The 18794-nt window shown below is 49.2% G+C and carries 13 protein-coding genes and 21 tRNA genes; 26 read left to right on the forward strand and 8 right to left on the reverse strand.

The genetic code is table 11. The features are described from left to right. Positions 1–3 precede the first annotated feature (3 nt). The 3 genes from prmC to hemA are packed head-to-tail and all read right to left on the reverse strand — an operon-like array spanning position 4 to position 3244. On the reverse strand, positions 4–861 hold the full coding sequence (prmC, locus tag ACSTTG_RS02300) for a peptide chain release factor N(5)-glutamine methyltransferase (protein ID WP_438473692.1): 858 nt from the start codon (positions 859–861) through the stop codon (positions 4–6). Positions 862–865: 4 nt separating this feature from the next. Beyond that, positions 866–1954, reverse strand: coding sequence for a peptide chain release factor 1 (prfA, locus tag ACSTTG_RS02305; RefSeq protein ID WP_438461260.1), 1089 nt, complete (start codon positions 1952–1954; stop codon positions 866–868). 36 nt (positions 1955–1990) lie between these two features. Then, complete coding sequence (hemA, locus tag ACSTTG_RS02310) at positions 1991–3244, reverse strand: glutamyl-tRNA reductase (protein WP_438461259.1); 1254 nt, start codon at positions 3242–3244, stop codon at positions 1991–1993. Positions 3245–3456: 212 nt separating this feature from the next. On the opposite strand from hemA, the gene lolB reads away from it, so the two are divergent. From lolB to ACSTTG_RS02440, 26 genes are all read left to right on the forward strand, one after another. Continuing rightward, entirely contained in the window at positions 3457–4077 is a 621-nt protein-coding gene (gene lolB / locus ACSTTG_RS02315) for a lipoprotein insertase outer membrane protein LolB (RefSeq protein WP_438461258.1), read from the forward strand. Next, the gene (ispE, locus tag ACSTTG_RS02320) at positions 4074–4925 is read left to right on the forward strand and encodes a 4-(cytidine 5'-diphospho)-2-C-methyl-D-erythritol kinase (protein WP_438461257.1); all 852 of its coding nucleotides are present in this window, start codon (positions 4074–4076) and stop codon (positions 4923–4925) included. Before lolB ends, ispE begins: the two co-directional genes overlap by 4 nt. A 47-nt stretch (positions 4926–4972) precedes the next feature. Beyond that, positions 4973–5920, forward strand: coding sequence for a ribose-phosphate pyrophosphokinase (locus tag ACSTTG_RS02325; protein WP_438461256.1), 948 nt, complete (start codon positions 4973–4975; stop codon positions 5918–5920). Positions 5921–6061: 141 nt separating this feature from the next. After that, positions 6062–6652, forward strand: a complete 591-nt coding sequence (gene pth / locus ACSTTG_RS02330; protein WP_438461255.1) for an aminoacyl-tRNA hydrolase — start codon at positions 6062–6064, stop codon at positions 6650–6652. 10 nt (positions 6653–6662) lie between these two features. Beyond that, on the forward strand, positions 6663–7754 hold the full coding sequence (gene ychF, locus ACSTTG_RS02335) for a redox-regulated ATPase YchF (RefSeq protein WP_438461254.1): 1092 nt from the start codon (positions 6663–6665) through the stop codon (positions 7752–7754). 281 nt (positions 7755–8035) lie between these two features. Further along, a tRNA-Met gene (locus ACSTTG_RS02340) sits at positions 8036–8112 on the forward strand. A 64-nt stretch (positions 8113–8176) separates the two neighbouring features. Then, positions 8177–8261: transfer RNA gene (locus tag ACSTTG_RS02345), tRNA-Leu, on the forward strand. 36 nt (positions 8262–8297) lie between these two features. Continuing rightward, a tRNA-Gln gene (locus ACSTTG_RS02350) sits at positions 8298–8372 on the forward strand. Between the two features lie 80 nt (positions 8373–8452). Then, a tRNA-Met gene (locus ACSTTG_RS02355) sits at positions 8453–8529 on the forward strand. A gap of 54 nt (positions 8530–8583) precedes the next feature. Then, positions 8584–8668, forward strand: a tRNA-Leu gene (locus ACSTTG_RS02360). 33 nt (positions 8669–8701) lie between these two features. Further along, positions 8702–8776: transfer RNA gene (locus ACSTTG_RS02365), tRNA-Gln, on the forward strand. Positions 8777–8906: 130 nt separating this feature from the next. Then, a tRNA-Leu gene (locus tag ACSTTG_RS02370) sits at positions 8907–8991 on the forward strand. A 44-nt stretch (positions 8992–9035) separates the two neighbouring features. Continuing rightward, positions 9036–9112 (forward strand) — tRNA-Met (locus ACSTTG_RS02375). A gap of 54 nt (positions 9113–9166) precedes the next feature. Continuing rightward, positions 9167–9251, forward strand: a tRNA-Leu gene (locus ACSTTG_RS02380). Positions 9252–9285: 34 nt separating this feature from the next. Then, a tRNA-Gln gene (locus tag ACSTTG_RS02385) sits at positions 9286–9360 on the forward strand. Between the two features lie 158 nt (positions 9361–9518). Continuing rightward, positions 9519–9603, forward strand: a tRNA-Leu gene (locus ACSTTG_RS02390). Between the two features lie 44 nt (positions 9604–9647). Further along, a tRNA-Met gene (locus tag ACSTTG_RS02395) sits at positions 9648–9724 on the forward strand. A gap of 54 nt (positions 9725–9778) precedes the next feature. Further along, positions 9779–9863: transfer RNA gene (locus tag ACSTTG_RS02400), tRNA-Leu, on the forward strand. Positions 9864–9897: 34 nt separating this feature from the next. After that, a tRNA-Gln gene (locus tag ACSTTG_RS02405) sits at positions 9898–9972 on the forward strand. An 82-nt stretch (positions 9973–10054) separates the two neighbouring features. Further along, positions 10055–10139 (forward strand) — tRNA-Leu (locus ACSTTG_RS02410). 35 nt (positions 10140–10174) lie between these two features. Further along, positions 10175–10249 (forward strand) — tRNA-Gln (locus ACSTTG_RS02415). A gap of 52 nt (positions 10250–10301) precedes the next feature. Continuing rightward, positions 10302–10386 (forward strand) — tRNA-Leu (locus ACSTTG_RS02420). Positions 10387–10438: 52 nt separating this feature from the next. Then, a tRNA-Gln gene (locus ACSTTG_RS02425) sits at positions 10439–10513 on the forward strand. A 207-nt stretch (positions 10514–10720) separates the two neighbouring features. Next, positions 10721–10805 (forward strand) — tRNA-Leu (locus ACSTTG_RS02430). Between the two features lie 33 nt (positions 10806–10838). Then, a tRNA-Gln gene (locus ACSTTG_RS02435) sits at positions 10839–10913 on the forward strand. A gap of 156 nt (positions 10914–11069) precedes the next feature. Further along, positions 11070–11154 (forward strand) — tRNA-Leu (locus tag ACSTTG_RS02440). Between the two features lie 684 nt (positions 11155–11838). Here the strand turns inward: ACSTTG_RS02440 and ACSTTG_RS02445 are convergent. The 5 genes from ACSTTG_RS02445 to ACSTTG_RS02465 all read right to left on the reverse strand — a co-directional run bounded on the left by ACSTTG_RS02445 (position 11839) and on the right by ACSTTG_RS02465 (position 18769). Next, positions 11839–12984, reverse strand: coding sequence for a flagellin (locus ACSTTG_RS02445; RefSeq protein ID WP_438458840.1), 1146 nt, complete (start codon positions 12982–12984; stop codon positions 11839–11841). 359 nt (positions 12985–13343) lie between these two features. Then, positions 13344–14537, reverse strand: a complete 1194-nt coding sequence (flgL, locus tag ACSTTG_RS02450) for a flagellar hook-associated protein FlgL (protein WP_438473693.1) — start codon at positions 14535–14537, stop codon at positions 13344–13346. Positions 14538–14552: 15 nt separating this feature from the next. Beyond that, entirely contained in the window at positions 14553–16427 is a 1875-nt protein-coding gene (gene flgK, locus ACSTTG_RS02455; protein WP_438458842.1) for a flagellar hook-associated protein FlgK, read from the reverse strand. Positions 16428–16631: 204 nt separating this feature from the next. After that, the gene (flgJ, locus tag ACSTTG_RS02460) at positions 16632–17666 is read right to left on the reverse strand and encodes a flagellar assembly peptidoglycan hydrolase FlgJ (RefSeq protein WP_438473694.1); all 1035 of its coding nucleotides are present in this window, start codon (positions 17664–17666) and stop codon (positions 16632–16634) included. Positions 17667–17677: 11 nt separating this feature from the next. Then, positions 17678–18769 carry a flagellar basal body P-ring protein FlgI gene (locus tag ACSTTG_RS02465; RefSeq protein ID WP_438458844.1) on the reverse strand — a complete coding sequence of 364 codons (1092 nt, stop codon included), beginning with the start codon at positions 18767–18769 and terminating at the stop codon, positions 17678–17680. Between the last annotated feature and the right edge of the window lie 25 nt (positions 18770–18794).

Below are 18794 nucleotides of genomic sequence, written 5' to 3' on the forward strand. Positions count from 1 at the left end.
CACCTATGAAATAGTCGTCCACTGACCAAGGGTCACTCGGTCGTTATTACCAAAGTCTTTTTCCGTCACCACCGAGCTAAAACCAAACTCGTGCAAAATGGCGCGTACCGCCTCACCCTGATCGTAGCCATGCTCTAGCAGCAGCCAGCCACCTTGGAGCAAGTAGGCTCGTGCGTGCTCAGTGATGTAGCGAATGTCAGCCAGGCCATGGTTGTCTGCCACCAGCGCCGTTTTTGGCTCAAAACGCACATCCCCCTGCTCTAGGTGCGGATCCTTGGCATCGATGTAGGGTGGATTTGAGGTAATGACAGCAAACTTGGCACCACTCTCAAGTGGCTGGTACCAACTGCCGTGTAAAAACTCTGCATTGCGAAGGGCAAGGCGGTCTCGGTTTTCACAAGCTAGCTGATAAGCACTTGATTGAAAATCGATACCGACCACTCGGCGCTGCGGCAGCTCAGAGGCTAACGCCAGAGCGATAGCACCCGTACCGGTGCCGAGATCGAGAATATCACCGTCGATACCCTGCGCCTTATCCAGCGCTAGCTCAACCAAGCGTTCGGTATCAGGGCGAGGGATTAGGGTTGAGGTGGCTACTTTAAGCTCTAGCGACCAAAACTCACGATACCCAAGGATGTATGCCATCGGCTCACCCTGCTCTCGACGCACAGTCAGCGTCTCAAGCTGAGTTTGCTGCTCGCTACTCAGCGTTTTCTCAGGCCAAGTCAACAGGTAGCTGCGCGGTTTATCGAGCACGTGACACAACAACAAGGCAGCGTCTAACGATGCAGTTTCACTGCCGCTGTCGGTCAAGCGAGCGGTCACCGCTCGCTGGGTTTGGTCTATTCGTTGCAATGACATGCGTTTAGCTGTTATCAGCCAAAGCAGCCAACTGGTCAGCTTGGTGCTCTTGAACTACTGGGTCAATCAGGGTTTGTAGATCGCCCTCAAGCACTTCATTGAGGCGGTAGATTGTTAGGTTGATACGGTGGTCTGAAACGCGACCTTGTGGGTAGTTGTAAGTACGGATACGGTCACTGCGATCACCCGAACCCAGTAGGTTACGACGGGTATCAGAGACCTCAGCTGCGCGGCGCGCTTCTTCAGCCTGAACAATACGGGCTGCCAGCACAGACATCGCCTTAGCTTTGTTTTTGTGCTGTGAACGCTCGTCCTGGCACTCTACTACTGTGCCAGTTGGCAAGTGGGTAATACGAATTGCTGAGTCCGTGGTGTTAACGTGCTGACCACCCGCGCCTGATGCACGGAAGGTATCGATTTTCAGGTCAGCAGCCTTGATCTCAGGCAGGTCTGCCTCTGGGATCTCTGGCATGATCGCAACCGTACATGCCGAAGTATGCACGCGACCTTGTGATTCGGTCTCTGGCACACGCTGCACACGGTGACCACCTGACTCGAACTTCATGGTGCCATAAACACCGTCTCCGCTCACTTTAGCAATCATCTCTTTGTAGCCGCCCTGCTCTGACTCGCTGCAGCTCATCACTTCTACGCGCCAGCCTTGCTTTTCAGCGAACTTTGAGTACATGCGGAACAGGTTACCGGCAAAGATACCCGCCTCATCGCCACCCGCACCCGCGCGGATTTCTAGGAAACAGTTACGCTCATCGTTTGGATCTTTTGGCAGCAGCAGGATCTGTAGCTCGTCATTCAAGCGCTCAATCGCCGCTTTGGCCTCTTTGATCTCTTCTTGCGCCATCTCGCGCATCTCTTGATCGTCTTCCTTCGCCATCTCCTCAGCCGCTTCAAGATCGTCTTGCGCGCTTTGGAAGGCTTGGAAACACTGAGTCACCTCTTCTAGCTGTGAGTACTCACGTGATAGAGCGCGGAACTTATCCTGATCGCCAATCACATCTGGGTCACCCAGCAGGTGTTGAACTTCTTCGTAGCGTTCAACAAGTGTTTCTAATTTCGCTAAAATTGAGGCTTTCATAGTTTCGTCTTATCTGGTTTCTATCTGGAGAGAGGCTTATGAATTTAAACCCAAAGACTCTCGAATAATCTGTAGTTTGTCGTGCTGTCCATCTTGTGCCGCCTGTTGCATCGCTTGGGTCGGGGCATGGATCAGCTTGTTGGTCAGTTTGTTACTCAGTTCTGTCAGCACTTTCTCTGGTTCTGCGCCGGCGGCTATCGCCTGCAAACCCTTTTCAAGCAGAGCTTGGCGAACCTCGTGAGCGTTATCTCGGTAGCGACGAATGCCATCCACCGACTTGAGGGCACTGTGCCACTCCATAAAACTGGCACTCTCATCGACGACAATCTCTTCTGCCACAACTGCCTCAGCGCGGCGCTGCTCGATGTTGGAATCTACTATCGATTGTAGATCATCCACAGTGTACAGGTAGGCATCTGCCAAGTCTGCCACTTGGGCCTCGATATCTCGAGGTACCGCAATATCAATCAGCAGCATTGGCTGGCGTTTGCGCTGTTTAAGTGCCGTTTCAACCATGCCTTTACCTATGATTGGCAATGGGCTTGCGGTTGAGCTGATCACAATATCGGCCTTGGCCATGTAAGCTGGGATCTCATTCAATGCAATCACCTCAGCGCCGAATTCACTGGCAAGCCCAAGGGCGCGTTCGCGAGTACGGTTGGCCACAATCATCTTTGTACAGCCATTACTCGCCAAATGCTTAGCCACCAACTCAATCGTTTCACCCGCACCGACTAGCAAAACCGTCGATTTACTCAAAGATTCAAAGATGTGCTTAGCCAGCGTGCATGCCGCATAAGCGACCGACACAGCCGCTCCACCGATGTCGGTCTCCGTACGCACGCGCTTGGCCACCGAAAAGCCTTTCTGGAACCATTTTTCTATCGAGGTGCTTACCGCTTGATGTGTCTTAGCATCGGCAAAGGCTTGCTTTACTTGGCCAAGAATTTGTGGCTCACCCAACACCAATGAATCGAGACCACAGGCTACGCGCATCAAATGCGCAATCGCGTCTGCATCGTGATGAAAATACAGGCTCGAGCGCAACTCACTGGCATCGACTTGGTGAAAATCGGTGAGCCATTGAGCCAAGTGTTTTTCTTCATGATCATCGATATCGCAATAGAGCTCGGTTCGATTGCACGTCGATAGGATCACCCCGCCGTTAATTCCCTCTACCTGCTTAAGCTCAGATAGCGCACGAGACAACTTATCCGGACCAAAAGCAACTTTTTCACGCAACTCGACAGAGGCGGTGTTGTGGTTAATGCCGAGGGCAAGCAGGGTCATGAAATAAAGGTTCTCTATCGATGAGGGGAACAAACATAAAACGAGAATTTTACTTGATGGCCCCGAATATGGAAAGAGGGAGTCGCCGCTTTTATGTGCTTTACCTTCCTATGCGGTTTATCTGTCACTCCATTTTAGTGATATAGTTGTATCTCAAAGAGAATTTGCTCAACGATTACGTAAGCCCATCGAGAACTGAGACCTTATCGCCCATGAACCTGTTTCGTTCGTTAAAACCCCTCACATTGGTTGTTCTTATTACCATGTTAAGTGCCTGTAGCTCGCTGCCTGAGAGTCAAACCAGTGTCGAGTGGCAATCCCATCAACAACAGCTTCAAGCCATCTCTCGCTACCAAGCCAGTGGCAAGCTTGGCTATATCGGACCCGACCAACGCCAGTCACTGAATTTCTTCTGGCGCTATGAAGACGGCGTAAGTCAACTCAACCTGCGAACCTTTCTTGGCCAGTCGGTGCTGAACTTGCGCAGTGACCAAAACGGCACGACGCTGACCACTATGGATGGCGAGCGCTTTGAAGGGCGCAACGGCCAGCAACTCATTTGGCAGCTCACCGGACTAAATATTCCAGTGGATGCCCTGCCCGATTGGCTACTTGGTCTGCCAACCAACGCGGATAGCTTCATTCTTAACGAGGAGAACACCCTCGAATCACTGGATAAACTGCTTAACACGCAAAGCTGGCGCCTCAACTACAGCGCATACAGTGATGCGTCATTGGCCAGTCAAACCATTCCACTACCGTCTCGCCTATCAATGAATAGCGACGAGACCAAACTCAATATTGTTATTTCCAAATGGGTACTCAATCCATGACCAACGCTTTTATCTGGCCATCACCCGCTAAGTTAAACCTGTTTCTCTACATCAACAACCAACGCAGCGACGGTTACCACGAGCTGCAAACCCTATTTCAGTTTGTCGACTTTGGCGATGAGTTGATCATTGAACCCAACCAGAGTGGTGAGGTGACTATATCGCCTGAGATCCCAGGCTTGAACCTCCAAGATAACTTGATCTGGAAAGCGGCAATGGCGCTCAAAGCTCATACAGATGCCAGTCAGGGGGCCCATATCCAATTGAATAAGAAACTGCCGATGGGTGGAGGCATTGGTGGAGGCTCGTCTAATGCCGCCACGACCCTAGTTGCATTAAACACATTATGGGGTGTCGATCTTGATGACGACACCTTGGCAGAGATTGGCTTGCACTTGGGGGCGGACGTCCCGGTTTTTGTGCGTGGCCATGCGGCCTTTGCAGAGGGTGTTGGCGAAAAAATCGTCGCGGTTGAGCCCGAAGAGCGCTGGTATTTGGTGGTAAGACCGGATGTGAGCATCGCCACGGCTGATATTTTTCGCCACCCGCAATTGACGCGCGACACACCTAAACGCCCGTTAAATAAGCTTTTGAACTGTCAATACGAAAACGATTGCGAAAAAATTGTCAGATTGCTCTATCCAGAGGTTGATAAGCAACTTTCATGGCTGCTACAATACGCGCCGTCTAGGTTGACGGGGACTGGATCGTGCATTTTTGCTGAGTTTGACCGTGAGCAATCCGCTCGCGATGTCCTTGCTAAATTGCCCGAAAATGTCTCGGCTTTTGTCGCCCAGGGGCGCAATATTTCGCCACTGAAAACGGCCTTAAATGCCTTCACTGCTTAGACAAAATAAACAATTTAAATTCTGCATGCAACTCTGAGGTTTCCACCGTGCCTGATATGAAGCTATTTGCTGGTAACGCATCTCCTGATCTAGCGCAACGTATTGCTGACCGTCTATACATCTCTCTTGGCGACGCTACTGTTTCTCGCTTTTCTGACGGCGAAGTTGCCGTGCAAATCAACGAAAACGTTCGTGGTAGTGATGTATTCATCATCCAATCTACTTGTGCTCCAACCAATGACAACCTAATGGAATTGGTTGTAATGATTGATGCAATGCGCCGTGCTTCTGCTGGCCGTATTACAGCAGTTATTCCTTACTTCGGCTACGCTCGTCAAGACCGTCGCGTTCGCTCTGCTCGTGTGCCAATCACGGCTAAAGTCGTTGCTGATTTCCTATCAAACGTTGGCGTTGACCGCGTTCTTACTATCGACCTGCACGCAGAACAAATCCAAGGTTTCTTCGACGTACCAGTAGACAATATCTTTGGTACACCAGTACTGCTTGAGGATATGGAAAGCCGTGGCCTAGAAAACCCAGTTGTGGTTTCTCCGGACCTGGGTGGCGTTGTTCGTGCTCGTGCAACTGCGAAAGCACTTGGCGACATCGACATTGCTATCGTTGATAAGCGTCGTCCACGCGCAAACGTGTCTGAGGTGATGAACCTTATCGGTGACGTAGAAGGTCGCGATTGTGTGATCGTTGACGACATGATCGATACCGGCGGTACACTATGTAAAGCGGCTGAAGCGCTTAAAGAGCGCGGCGCTAAGCGTGTATTCGCTTACGCAACTCACGCGGTATTCTCTGGTAACGCAGCAACCAACATCAAGAACTCAGTTCTTGACCAAGTGATCATCACTGACTCTATCTCACTATCTAAAGAGATGGCAGCGACAGGTAAAGTCACCACACTAAGCCTATCTCGCATGCTGGCAGAAGCGATTCGTCGCATCAGCAACGAAGAGTCAATCTCAGCGATGTTCAACCAGTAATCTCTGGTATAAAGCGCACTAGTAAAGCACCTCAATAGAGGTGCTTTTTTCGTTTTGGGCTCACGGCTTGCGATTGAATGCACGCTCGCCAATTTCTGTGCTATCATACGGCGCTTTTAAAATACCCAAAGAGATCCTCCCTTGAGTCAACAGATTAAATTACTGGTTGGTCTAGCGAATCCTGGACCGGAATATGCGAAAACACGTCACAACGCTGGGGCGTGGGTTGTGGAAGAGCTTGCCCGCTCAAACAACGTGATACTTAAGAACGAAGCCAAGTTCTTCGGTTACACGGGTCGCATTCTGCTCAACGGTGAAGATCTTCGTTTATTGATCCCGACCACCTTTATGAACCTATCTGGTAAAGCCATCTCTGCACTGGCAAAGTTTTATCAGATCAAGCCTGAAGAGATCATGGTGGCTCACGACGAGCTTGACCTTCCTCCAGGTGTGGCTAAATTCAAAAAAGGCGGCGGTCACGGCGGTCACAATGGCCTGCGTGACACCATCAGTAAACTGGGCAATAACAAAGAATTTTACCGCCTCAGAATTGGCATTGGCCATCCTGGGCACAAAGATAAAGTATCGGGTTATGTGTTAGGCAAGGCACCTGCCAAAGAGCAAGAGTGCCTTGACGCTGTGGTCGACGAGTCCGTTCGTTGCTTGGACATCCTTATCAAGGATGGCTTAACCAAAGCACAAAACCGCTTACACACGTTCAAAGCTGAATAAGGTTACTATCATGGGTTTTAAATGTGGCATCGTTGGTCTACCAAACGTTGGTAAGTCAACTCTGTTTAACGCACTCACCAAAGCGGGTATCGAAGCCGCTAACTTCCCTTTCTGTACTATCGAGCCAAACACGGGCGTGGTACCTGTGCCGGATCTACGTCTAGACGCACTAGCAAAGATCGTTAATCCACAGAAGATCCTGCCAACAACGATGGAGTTCGTTGACATTGCGGGTCTGGTTGCGGGTGCATCTCGTGGTGAAGGTCTTGGTAACAAATTCCTGGCAAACATCCGTGAAACCGACGCGATTGGTCACGTAGTCCGCTGTTTTGAGAATGAGAACATCGTTCACGTAGCAGGTAAGGTATCCCCAATCGAAGATATCGAGGTGATCAACCTTGAGCTTGCGATGGCCGACCTAGACTCGTGTGAGCGTGCGATTCAGCGTAACGCGAAAAAAGCCAAAGGCGGCGACAAAGACGCGAAATTTGAACTGACTGTACTTGAAAAGCTACTTCCTGTGCTAACAGAAGGTGGCATGGCGCGTACGGTTGAGCTAAGCAAAGAAGAGCTGGCGGCTGTTGGCTACCTAAACTTCCTAACGCTTAAGCCTACCATGTACATCGCTAACGTTAATGAAGATGGTTTTGAAGATAACCCGTACCTAGATGCGGTACGTGAGTTTGCCGAAAAAGAAAACAACGTGGTTGTTCCAGTTTGTGCGGCAATCGAGTCTGAGCTGTCTGAGCTAGATGACGAAGACCGTGAAGAGTTCCTAGCAGACATGGGTATTGAAGAGCCAGGCCTGAACCGAGTGATCCGCTCTGGTTACGACCTACTGACTCTTCAGACCTACTTCACTGCGGGCGTAAAAGAAGTACGCGCTTGGACTATCCCTGTTGGCGCGACAGCACCACAATCAGCGGGTAAGATCCACACCGACTTCGAAAAAGGCTTTATCCGCGCAGAAGTGGTTGGCTACGATGACTTTATCCAGTTCAACGGTGAAAGCGGTGCAAAAGATGCCGGTAAATGGCGCCTAGAAGGTAAAGATTACATCGTTAAAGATGGCGACGTGATCCACTTCCGCTTCAACGTTTAATCGCATCGATTAAATTTACACCAAACAGTCAGCATAATGCTGGCTGTTTTTGTTTGTAGGCTTGGTTGCCTCATGAATCGCGACCCGTCGGCACGACAATTAAGTCACGAGTAAACGGAATAAAATCACCAGTTTTAGATCACAAATGCGCCCTTTTGCTCAAAAAGAGAGCGAACAATTAATTTATCCAATTTTTCGAAAAAAAACTATTGACGGTAGCCGGGGATATCCGCATAATCCGCCCCGTTCTCAGCGATACAGCGCTGAAGCAAAACAGAGATGGCTACGTAGCTCAGCTGGTTAGAGCACATCACTCATAATGATGGGGTCACAGGTTCGAATCCCGTCGTAGCCACCATTCTCTGCTAAAGAATACAACATTATATTGAGTTACCAATTTTCAGTATAATTACACAATTGATGCGGAAGTGGCGGAATTGGTAGACGCACCAGATTTAGGTTCTGGCGCCGCAAGGTGTGAGAGTTCAAGTCTCTCCTTCCGCACCATTATTTGATAGTAACGTATTATCGTTGCTTATCTGCAGGGCTATCGCCAAGCGGTAAGGCAGCGGCTTTTGATGCCGCCATTCCCTGGTTCGAATCCAGGTAGCCCTGCCATTCTTTAAGAGTGGCAATTTTTTGAAAAAAGAGTTGGCACTAGAGCGAAGTTTGTATTATATTCTTCGGCTCTCAAGAGTGGCTACGTAGCTCAGCTGGTTAGAGCACATCACTCATAATGATGGGGTCACAGGTTCGAATCCCGTCGTAGCCACCATTTACAAAACGTTATATTGATCTTACCAATCGTCGGTATAACTATAGAATTGATGCGGAAGTGGCGGAATTGGTAGACGCACCAGATTTAGGTTCTGGCGCCGCAAGGTGTGAGAGTTCAAGTCTCTCCTTCCGCACCATATTTAGTGTGATTGACACTCTAAACAATCAGTAGGGCTATCGCCAAGCGGTAAGGCAGCGGCTTTTGATGCCGCCATTCCCTGGTTCGAATCCAGGTAGCCCTGCCATTACAATATGGTTCAGTAGAAGTGCACAGTTGATGCCCCATCTATTGTCCCTGGTTCGACTCTAAGTAGTCCTGCCATATACAATGTGATATCGATTTTACCAATTATCGATATGACTACAGAATTAGTTGCGGAAGTGGCGGAATTGGTAGACGCACCAGATTTAGGTTCTGGCGCCGCAAGGTGTGAGAGTTCAAGTCTCTCCTTCCGCACCATTCTTTCTTTAGTAATAAAGAGACAACTCGTAAGAGTTCAGAGTGGCTACGTAGCTCAGCTGGTTAGAGCACATCACTCATAATGATGGGGTCACAGGTTCGAATCCCGTCGTAGCCACCATTTATACAATGTTATATTGATCTTACCAATCGTCGGTATAACTATAGAATTGATGCGGAAGTGGCGGAATTGGTAGACGCACCAGATTTAGGTTCTGGCGCCGCAAGGTGTGAGAGTTCAAGTCTCTCCTTCCGCACCATCTTTTGATAGTAACGTTTACGTTGCTTATCTGCAGGGCTATCGCCAAGCGGTAAGGCAGCGGCTTTTGATGCCGCCATTCCCTGGTTCGAATCCAGGTAGCCCTGCCATTACAAAATGGTTCAGTAGAAGAGCGCAGTTGATGCCCCATCTATTGTCCCTGGTTCGGCTCTAAGTAGCCTGTCACTATTAAAGTGGCGCCTTCTTTGAAGGAACACAACGTTAAGCTTGAGTTTTACCAATTACTCGCTTAACTACAGAATTAGTTGCGGAAGTGGCGGAATTGGTAGACGCACCAGATTTAGGTTCTGGCGCCGCAAGGTGTGAGAGTTCAAGTCTCTCCTTCCGCACCATTCTTTCTTTAGCAATAAAGAGCAAACTCGTAAGAGTTCAGAGTGGCTACGTAGCTCAGCTGGTTAGAGCACATCACTCATAATGATGGGGTCACAGGTTCGAATCCCGTCGTAGCCACCATTTATACAATGTTATATTGATCTTACCAATCGTCGGTATAACTATAGAATTGATGCGGAAGTGGCGGAATTGGTAGACGCACCAGATTTAGGTTCTGGCGCCGCAAGGTGTGAGAGTTCAAGTCTCTCCTTCCGCACCATCTTTTGATAGTAACGTTTACGTTGCTTATCTGCAGGGCTATCGCCAAGCGGTAAGGCAGCGGCTTTTGATGCCGCCATTCCCTGGTTCGAATCCAGGTAGCCCTGCCACTATTAAAGTGGTGCCTTCTTTGAAGGAACACAACGTTAAGCTTGAGTTTTACCAATTACTCGCTTAACTACAGAATTAGTTGCGGAAGTGGCGGAATTGGTAGACGCACCAGATTTAGGTTCTGGCGCCGCAAGGTGTGAGAGTTCAAGTCTCTCCTTCCGCACCATTCTTTAGTGGGATTGACACTTTAAAACGATCAGTTGGGCTATCGCCAAGCGGTAAGGCAGCGGCTTTTGATGCCGCCATTCCCTGGTTCGAATCCAGGTAGCCCAGCCAGTACAAAACGTTCTCGAGATTCACCAATCATCTCGTTAACTACAAAATTGATGCGGAAGTGGCGGAATTGGTAGACGCACCAGATTTAGGTTCTGGCGCCGCAAGGTGTGAGAGTTCAAGTCTCTCCTTCCGCACCATTCTTTCTTTAGAAATAAAGAGCTGTGGGATTGACACTTAAAACAATCATGTAGGGCTATCGCCAAGCGGTAAGGCAGCGGCTTTTGATGCCGCCATTCCCTGGTTCGAATCCAGGTAGCCCTGCCATTACAATATGGTTCAATAGAAGCGCACATTTGATGCCCCATCTATTGCGCCTGGTTCGGCTCTAGGTAGCCCTGCCATTACAACATGGTTCAGTAGAAGAGCACATTTGATGCCCCATCTATTGTCCCTGGTTCGGCTCTAGGTAGCCGTGCCATTATACAATGTCTAGTTGATTCACCAATCATCGACTATGACTACAAAATTGATGCGGAAGTGGCGGAATTGGTAGACGCACCAGATTTAGGTTCTGGCGCCGCAAGGTGTGAGAGTTCAAGTCTCTCCTTCCGCACCATCTTTGATGTGATTGACATCTCAAACAATCAGTAGGGCTATCGCCAAGCGGTAAGGCAGCGGCTTTTGATGCCGCCATTCCCTGGTTCGAATCCAGGTAGCCCTGCCATTACAATATGGTTCAATAGAAACGCACATTTGATGCCCCATCTATTGTCCCTGGTTCGGCTCTAGATAGCCCTGCCACAATTATTAAATACTTCTATACTAGAAGTAGACAACGTTGCCGAGATTCTCCAATCATCTCGTTAACTACAGAATTGATGCGGAAGTGGCGGAATTGGTAGACGCACCAGATTTAGGTTCTGGCGCCGCAAGGTGTGAGAGTTCAAGTCTCTCCTTCCGCACCATCATTCGAAAAGGTCTAGCTTTTGCTAGGCCTTTTTTCGTTTACTCCTTCTATTCTCCTACCCTCTGATCTGGTTAACTTATTACGCCTAGACCGACTCCAGTGCCCCACAACTAAAGTCATTGGTGTCAGACACTTAGTGTTATCACAAAGGCGCTCTCAGTACTGCTTAAAGGCCTTGACGAGGCTTAACCCATGTATTCCTTCATTCTCCCTAGCTATAAGCTCAATTTGGCTTTGATCCTGCTCCTGTGCATTTATCACCGTCAAATTTTTACGTACCTCGCCCAAACTTAATCACCACAATATGTTTCTGTGCATGTTGCTCAAACGTAGCTTAGGTGGATAAGCAAGTACGGGGCAGTAACAAACGGTTGAGCATTCGTTAAAGATGAAAGATAAAAAGGGGGGATTCTGGTTTGAAAAACCGATGAGGAGAGTGTTCGAATTAAGGGATCAGCAGAAAAGAAAAAGCCCCTTTTCCTTTGAGAGAACCGGGGCTATTGGTGGCAGTCAGAGCCTGTGTGGAGATCTTGAGAAATGAACACACTTCCGACTGACCATAAGTAGCTCAACTCAGCACACCAAAGCAGGAGTGAGAGAGAGAGCTTTGCTAGCTTCTGTTAAGCTACTTTGCCATAGGCGCTACCTATCCACGTCTGGATAATTAGGTAAACGACTATTACTACTGCAGCAACGTTACTGCAGAGTTTGGCAACTGTTTTGCTTGAGCAAGTATCGATGTACCTGCCTGTTGCAAAATTTGCGACTTGGTCATTTGCGTCGTTTCCTTCGCAAAGTCCGTGTCTTTAATTCGGCTATTTGATGCGTCAACATTCTCCTGGATATTAGCCAGGTTGTTGATAGTGTGACTAAATCGGTTTTGCTTAGCACCAAGATCGGCACGCTGTGAATCAATATACTTCAATGCAGAATCAATAATACTGACCGCATTCTGCGAGCCCGATACCGTGCGTACATCAATGTCTTGGACTGTCGTGTCATGCTTGGCGGCACGATTTAAACCGAGTTCACGACCCAAATCACCGGAAATCTTAACTCGGCCTCCGTCCTCGATATTGGCTTCAGCAACAAAGACTTGGAGCTCACCATTTTCAGACACTGAGGCCTGAACAAAGTCAGTTTGACCGTTGATGTACGTCGCCAACTGCTCAATATCATCACCCGCTTTCGCTACGATATCAATATTCACTTCGTTGCCTTGCTTATCGTTAAAAGCAAGCTTGAGATCATTGCTCTCTGCGCTTACGCCCCAGTCAGCATCGACCCCTTTGTTGGCAAAGTACGATTGTCCACCCATACGAAAATCATCCGCACGGATGCTGGTCATGCCCATGATCACTGCCTCACCCGAGGCTGCGCCGATCTGGAATGATGCCTCACCAAAGTGTCCATTGAGCAGCTTTCGACCACCGAACGAGGTGGTTTCTGCGATACGGTTCAGTTCGGCTTGCAATGCCTCAATTTCATCATTGATCGCAATACGCTCTGAATCCGTGTTGGTACCATTCGCCGATTGCAGCGAAAGATCGCGCATACGTTGCAAAATCGCGGTCGACTCATTCATTGCACCCTCTGCGGTCTGTGCAATTGAGATACCGTCGTTTGCATTACGCATCGCGACATCCAAGCCGCGAGACTGCGCAGTCAGGCGGTTAGAGATTTGTAGGCCAGCCGCATCATCGCGGGCACTGTTTATTTTGTGGCCTGAAGACAAACGCTCCATTGACGTATTCAGGTCATTCGATGCCTTGTTGAGATAACGCTGAGCCGTCATGGCCGAGACGTTGGTATTCACCGTAAGGGTCATAATTTTGCTCTCCGAGTGAGTTTGCAAGTAATTACCCAGCGATCAGCTATGCCTGATTGACAAGCACTGACCACCTTCAGACTTGCGAAACGCACCGTAGTAACGCTAGGACAAGTGGTTTAAATTACCCTGCAAACAATGCACTTTACGTGCCAATTTTTAATTCTTTATATTTCAACGATATAGCGCCGAAAATAAAACCAATAGTAAAGAAGAGTGCCGCCTACTGCCGCTTAGTCGGAATAAGCTTGCCTTCCCCTTGGTCAAAATGGACATCGATTGCCAATTAAAGTGAGACTCTGCTCTTTTGGCATAGCACAAAAGGCGCGCTCTCAGACCTTGCTCTATAGCGAATCGGGTCACAAATAATTAAATAGCGTTAAGTCCTTTGTCTTACCAAATGCCGCCTGTGACGCTTGAAGTGCGCGTGAATTCTCACTAAATTCAATCACCGCTTTAGAGTAATCAAGGTCTTCAAACGAGCTCTTGGATTGTGCCAATGACAATTGAAAATCTTTATGCTGATTTTCTTGCACATCTAAGGTATTAAGCCGAGTACCGACCTCGGTGCGCTGAGTACCAAGGTGGTTAAAGGCCGCGGACAGCTGCTCGGTGATTTGGTGCAACTGGGCTGTGACCGAGGCATCCGAGACCGAACCTGATGCATGAGTTATCGCATCCTGTAGTGAGTCAAACACACTAAACGTCTCTTGGCGCGTCAAAGCGATTTGATCGCCTTTATTGATTTGTCCCTTAAGCTGAATCGACAGCTCCTGATAGCGAATACCTACCGAGGGATCATAAATATCTTGCTGGACCGCGATGCCGTTTTGGCTTAACTGATAACCAAAACTACCATCTCCCATATCGACAAACTCAACTGAATAGGTCGCACTATCGCTGCTGTTGCGGTTCTCCGCCCGCTCAAGCAGTAACTCAGAGCCTTCACTCAGCTGATAATTGCCGATATAGTTTCCCTGAGGGTTCGGGATCTGCATAAACACCCGGCTACCAGGGTCGTTCAGCGGCACTTCTATATTGCTTGCGATCTTCATCTTGCGCTGATGGTCATCGCCGACATAAGTCACGCGCCCATCAGCCCCCAAGAAAAACGGTTGGTTTTTCGGTTTATTACCAGCAAAGATATAGTTACCTGACTCATCTTGGACATTAACCAGGTTGAGAAAGTTACTCATCAACTCACGCATCTCTAGCGCCTTGGCATCACGATCTTGTGGCGATAGCGAGCCGTTGATCATTTCCATCACATTACGCTTGGCTGAATCGGTAAACTGCTCGGCATTATCCAGCAGCACCTCTTCATGATTAAGCCGATTACGTGATAATGAAATCCCTTCTAGGTATTGATCAATTTGGGTATTCTGCTGACTGATACTCTGAATGTAGTGCGATGCCATTGGGTCATCGCTGGGTTTAGTCAGCTGCTTACCAGACGCAAGCTGCGCATGGTTTTGGTGGATCTTACCCTCTTGGCGACGCATGTCATTCTGCACCGCCTGATAGTTGTGAAAGCTAGAAATTCGATTCATCATCTGCCAAGCCTCCTACTAACGTAATGCCAAGATGGTGTTAAAGGTGTCATTGGCCGCCTGCATAATACGCGAAGACGCCATGTAGGCATGCTGAAATTTCATCATATTGGCCGCCTCTTCATCGAGGTTCACCCCAGAAATCGCTGCGACCCGTTCAGTGGCCGCCTGTTTTTCAAGCTTTGCCATATCCGCTTCGCTGTCGGCGAGGGATGTTTTTAGTGCCAAGTCGGTGTTGAGATTGTGGTACACCTCAATCAGGGTACTCTCACCACTATCAAGTGACTTATCGGTTTGAATCGCTTGCATCTTACGCAAGTTACCATTATCACCCTCAGCTGAATGCAGGTTGACACTGAAGCGATCATTAGGCAATGCGCCCTCTGAAATAGAAAAGCTTGTAGCGCCGATTGCCATCGGTCCTGCGTGGGGATATGGCTCGGGGCCAAGCAACAAATTGCCCTGACTATCGGTCACGGCAAATTCATTCCCCTGTGGTGAAATAATCACCTCAAACTCTTTGATATCTCCGGCCGACAGTACCGAAAACTTAGCGTTACCCTGTGCCTGGGTCGTTGAGGCGGTAAAGCTTTGCGCCGCGATAGCGCTTGGGTCATGACTGACGAGCTTGATCTCACTAGCCGCTTGACGCGTCGGCCTGATCAACACCTGCTCACCCTGCTCAAGTCCATGACGAATATCGACTCGAAGTCCATCAAACTCCAACTGATTTTGCTTTGGCTCGACGAGAGACTCAACGCCACTAGGGTCAGTGAGTCGATACTGACCGTTGTGATACGCTAGGCTATACTCTCCTGCGCGCAGCAAACTGGTGTCTTCAACATACACGGCAAGGTCCGCTTGACTGTCGCGATGAGTAATCACCCGTGACTTGATTGCCACCGGATCATTGATATCAGTAAATAGGTTTTGGCCAATATTGCCATTTAAGTCAATGCCTTGTGATTGTAGGCGGTTAACATTTTCCGCAAAAGCGGTCGCAACCCGACCAATTTCATCCATCAAATGAGGAATATGTTCATCGCGTGCCGCGAGAATAGCACTGAGCTTGCCATCGATATCTTTACTGGATATCGGTTTGATCCCCTGCCCCTCAACGATCGCAAGGCGCTGCTGCTGAACATCCGGCTCGCCGTCCATCACCTTAAGCTGGCTCGACTCATTGCCTGAGACCAACATATGTCCATTACCAATAAAGACATTAAAACCATCCCCACTCGGGCGCCCAGTAACAGTCACTTTGGTGTACTCGGAAAGCTCTTCAACCAACTGCTCGTGACGATCCATCAAATCGTTATGTGGTCCGGGAGTACGTGACATCAAACGGTGTAGGTCGCGTATTTCCGTGCCAATCTGATTCATGCGCTCAACGCCAACCTCAAACTTGCGATTGATGTCGCTCGCCTGAACGCGCACGTTCTCATACACCTCATTCAGGGTGTTTGCGACCTGGCCAGCCTGCTCGATCACAACCTTACGCCCACCAAGATCATTCGGGGTATCCGCTAGCGTTTTGACTGAGTTAAACCATTCATTGAGGTTTTCTGGGATCTTCTGCGCGGATGCCGACGAGACCAATTGTGATAGCAGGTGCAGGTTTTGCTGGGCATCCTGCTTTGCCGCATGATTGGTGGTGGCAATCTGTTTCTCTTTGACGGCAAACTGATCCCAAGAGCGGCGAACATTTTCCACATGCACGCCCATACCATAGGTCTGCCCACCGAAATGACGGGGGTGATTGGTTCCCTGTATCACCGACTGGCGGCTATAACCCTCAGTATTGGCGTTGGAAATATTGTGACCTGTGGTATTCAGTTGTCTCTGAGCAGTAAGTACACTTTGTGAACCTACATTCAAGAGATCTGATGCCATATTGCCCCCGGGATTAAACAAAAATTGCCGCTAGACAAAACAATGCAATATAAATGCCAATTAATTATATTATTGATTTTAAGGGCTTTTATTTGAGATTTTGATTTACAGAAGGATTATATTGGAAGAGAGGGGCTTATCGCACATGCGATATAACTCGCACCTCGGAACGAAGTGAACCCCGCTCCTCGCCCCGAAAAAAGATTACATTCGGTCAATGCGACGCTTTACACTCATTACCTTATCAACATAATTAGGGTCAGTGGCGTAGCCTGCTTGGTGAATACCTTGCATAAACTGCTCTGAGTCACCATGATGCTCGCGCAGTGCCATCGTGTAACGTGGGTTACGCTCAAGAAACTGGACGTAATCATCAAAGCTCTGCTGATAGCTGTCATAGGCACGAAACGCTGCGCGCTCCTTGACCGGCACCCCTTGGTGATACTCTAGGGTTTGCGTGGCCATCTTATCACCCTGCCAACTTCGATCAGCCTTGATATTAAACAAGTTGTTACTGCTACCCTGACCATTTTGAATCACCTTTTGACCCCAGCCAGTTTCCAGTGCGGCTTGCGCGATCAATACCGATGAGTCGATACCCAGCAGTTTTGCCGCTCTCTCGGCATAAGGCTTCATCGCTGAGACAAACGTCTCTGGTGAATCAAAAGAGGCTGAGGTGCGGGTCTCCGACGTTCGGGTCTCCGACGTTCGGGTCTCCGACGTGCGGGTCTCCGATGCTTGAGCTGGTTGCGCAGAAGTACTGGTTGAAGCCGCTAGCTTGACTGGTGTGCTTTCTTTGCCAGCAGTCAAAGCGCTAAGCTCAGTCGACGGAGCACCCGAAACCGCTTTCTCACTACGCACACGCTGGATTAACTGCTCAAAGCTCTCACCAGGAGCGACAGGCTCTGAATTATCGAGATTGCCTGTGCCGAGCTGAGCAACAATCATGTCCGCCAGGCCCAGAGATCCATTGGCACTCATTTCTGATGCCATCTGCTCATCGAGCATCTGACGGTAAAAGTTCTGGTTTTGGCTGTTCATCAGCTCAGATTCAAATCCTGCATTGGCCTCGCGCATTGACTTGAATAGCATGGAGGTAAAAATTGCCTCAAACTGCTTGGCAGCGGCCTTTAGCGCCTGCTGCTCACCCTGCTCTCCCCCCTCGACGGCCGATTGACGCAGGCGATCAAGCGTTGAAATATCATGAACAAAACCAATATCATTGCCGTTATTAACCATGCTCAGCCACCTTAAATAATGATCAACTGGCCTTCGATAGCGCCAGCTTGTTTTAAGGCTTGAAGAATCGCCATCAGATCCGATGGAGCAGCGCCGACTTCATTAACAGCACTGACCAAATCATCCAAGGTTAAGCCTGGTTGGAAGTTAAACATCGACCCCTGCTTTTCGCTGACTTCAATATCTGAGTCAGGTACCACCACTGTTTGGCCACCGGAAAATGCATTCGGCTGGCTAACAGCAAGGTTTTCTTTGATCGCCACCGTCATGCCACCGTGCGTCACCGCTGCTGGCTTAAGACGGACATGTTGACCGACCACAATCGTGCCAGTACGCGAGTTAACGATGATCTTTGCTGCACCGTCAGCAGGGTTAAACTCAATGTTTTCGACTGCTGATAAGAAGGCGACGCGTTGACTGATATCTCGCGGCGCTCGGACACGCACTGATGTCGCGTCCATCGCATTGGCCATTTCCGGCCCAAGAAAATTATTGATGGCATCTGCCATACGCTGAGCAGTAGTAAAGTCAGACTGAAGCAAATTAAAGGTGATGTGGTCGCCACGACTAAATGGCGAGGGGATCTCGCGCTCAACCATCGCACCGCTTGAGATCATGCCGGCGGCAGGGTTATTGCCCACGACTTTGGATCCATCGGCACCGGAAGCACTAAAGCCACTAACCACTAAGTTACCTTGTGCCACTGCATAGATTTCGCCATCAAGACCCTTAAGCATGGTTTGCATCAATGTTCCGCCACGTAGGCTCTTAGCCGAACCAATCGAGGAAACCGTCACATCGATGGTCTGCCCTTGCTTAGTAAAGGCAGGGATCTCAGCGGTCACCATCACTGCGGCGACATTCTTGGTGTTTGGCCTTGTGCCGGGCGGCAATTGTATGCCGAAGTTCTGCAGCATGGCACTAAAGCTTTGGTCGGTAAAAGGGTTAGACTCACCTGTTCCTGGCAAGCCGGTTACTAGGCCATAGCCCACCAATTGGTTACTCCGCACGCCGGCGACTTGGGCGACATCCTTGATCCGCGCTGCATGAGCTTGGGACAGGGTTAATACCAGACTGGTGATGACCAAAAGCAACTTCTTCATTCTATTTCCGCTACCAATTCAACTC

Source organism: Vibrio glycogenivorans (genome assembly GCF_051660965.1).
In the GTDB taxonomy this organism is placed as follows: Bacteria; Pseudomonadota; Gammaproteobacteria; order Enterobacterales; family Vibrionaceae; genus Vibrio.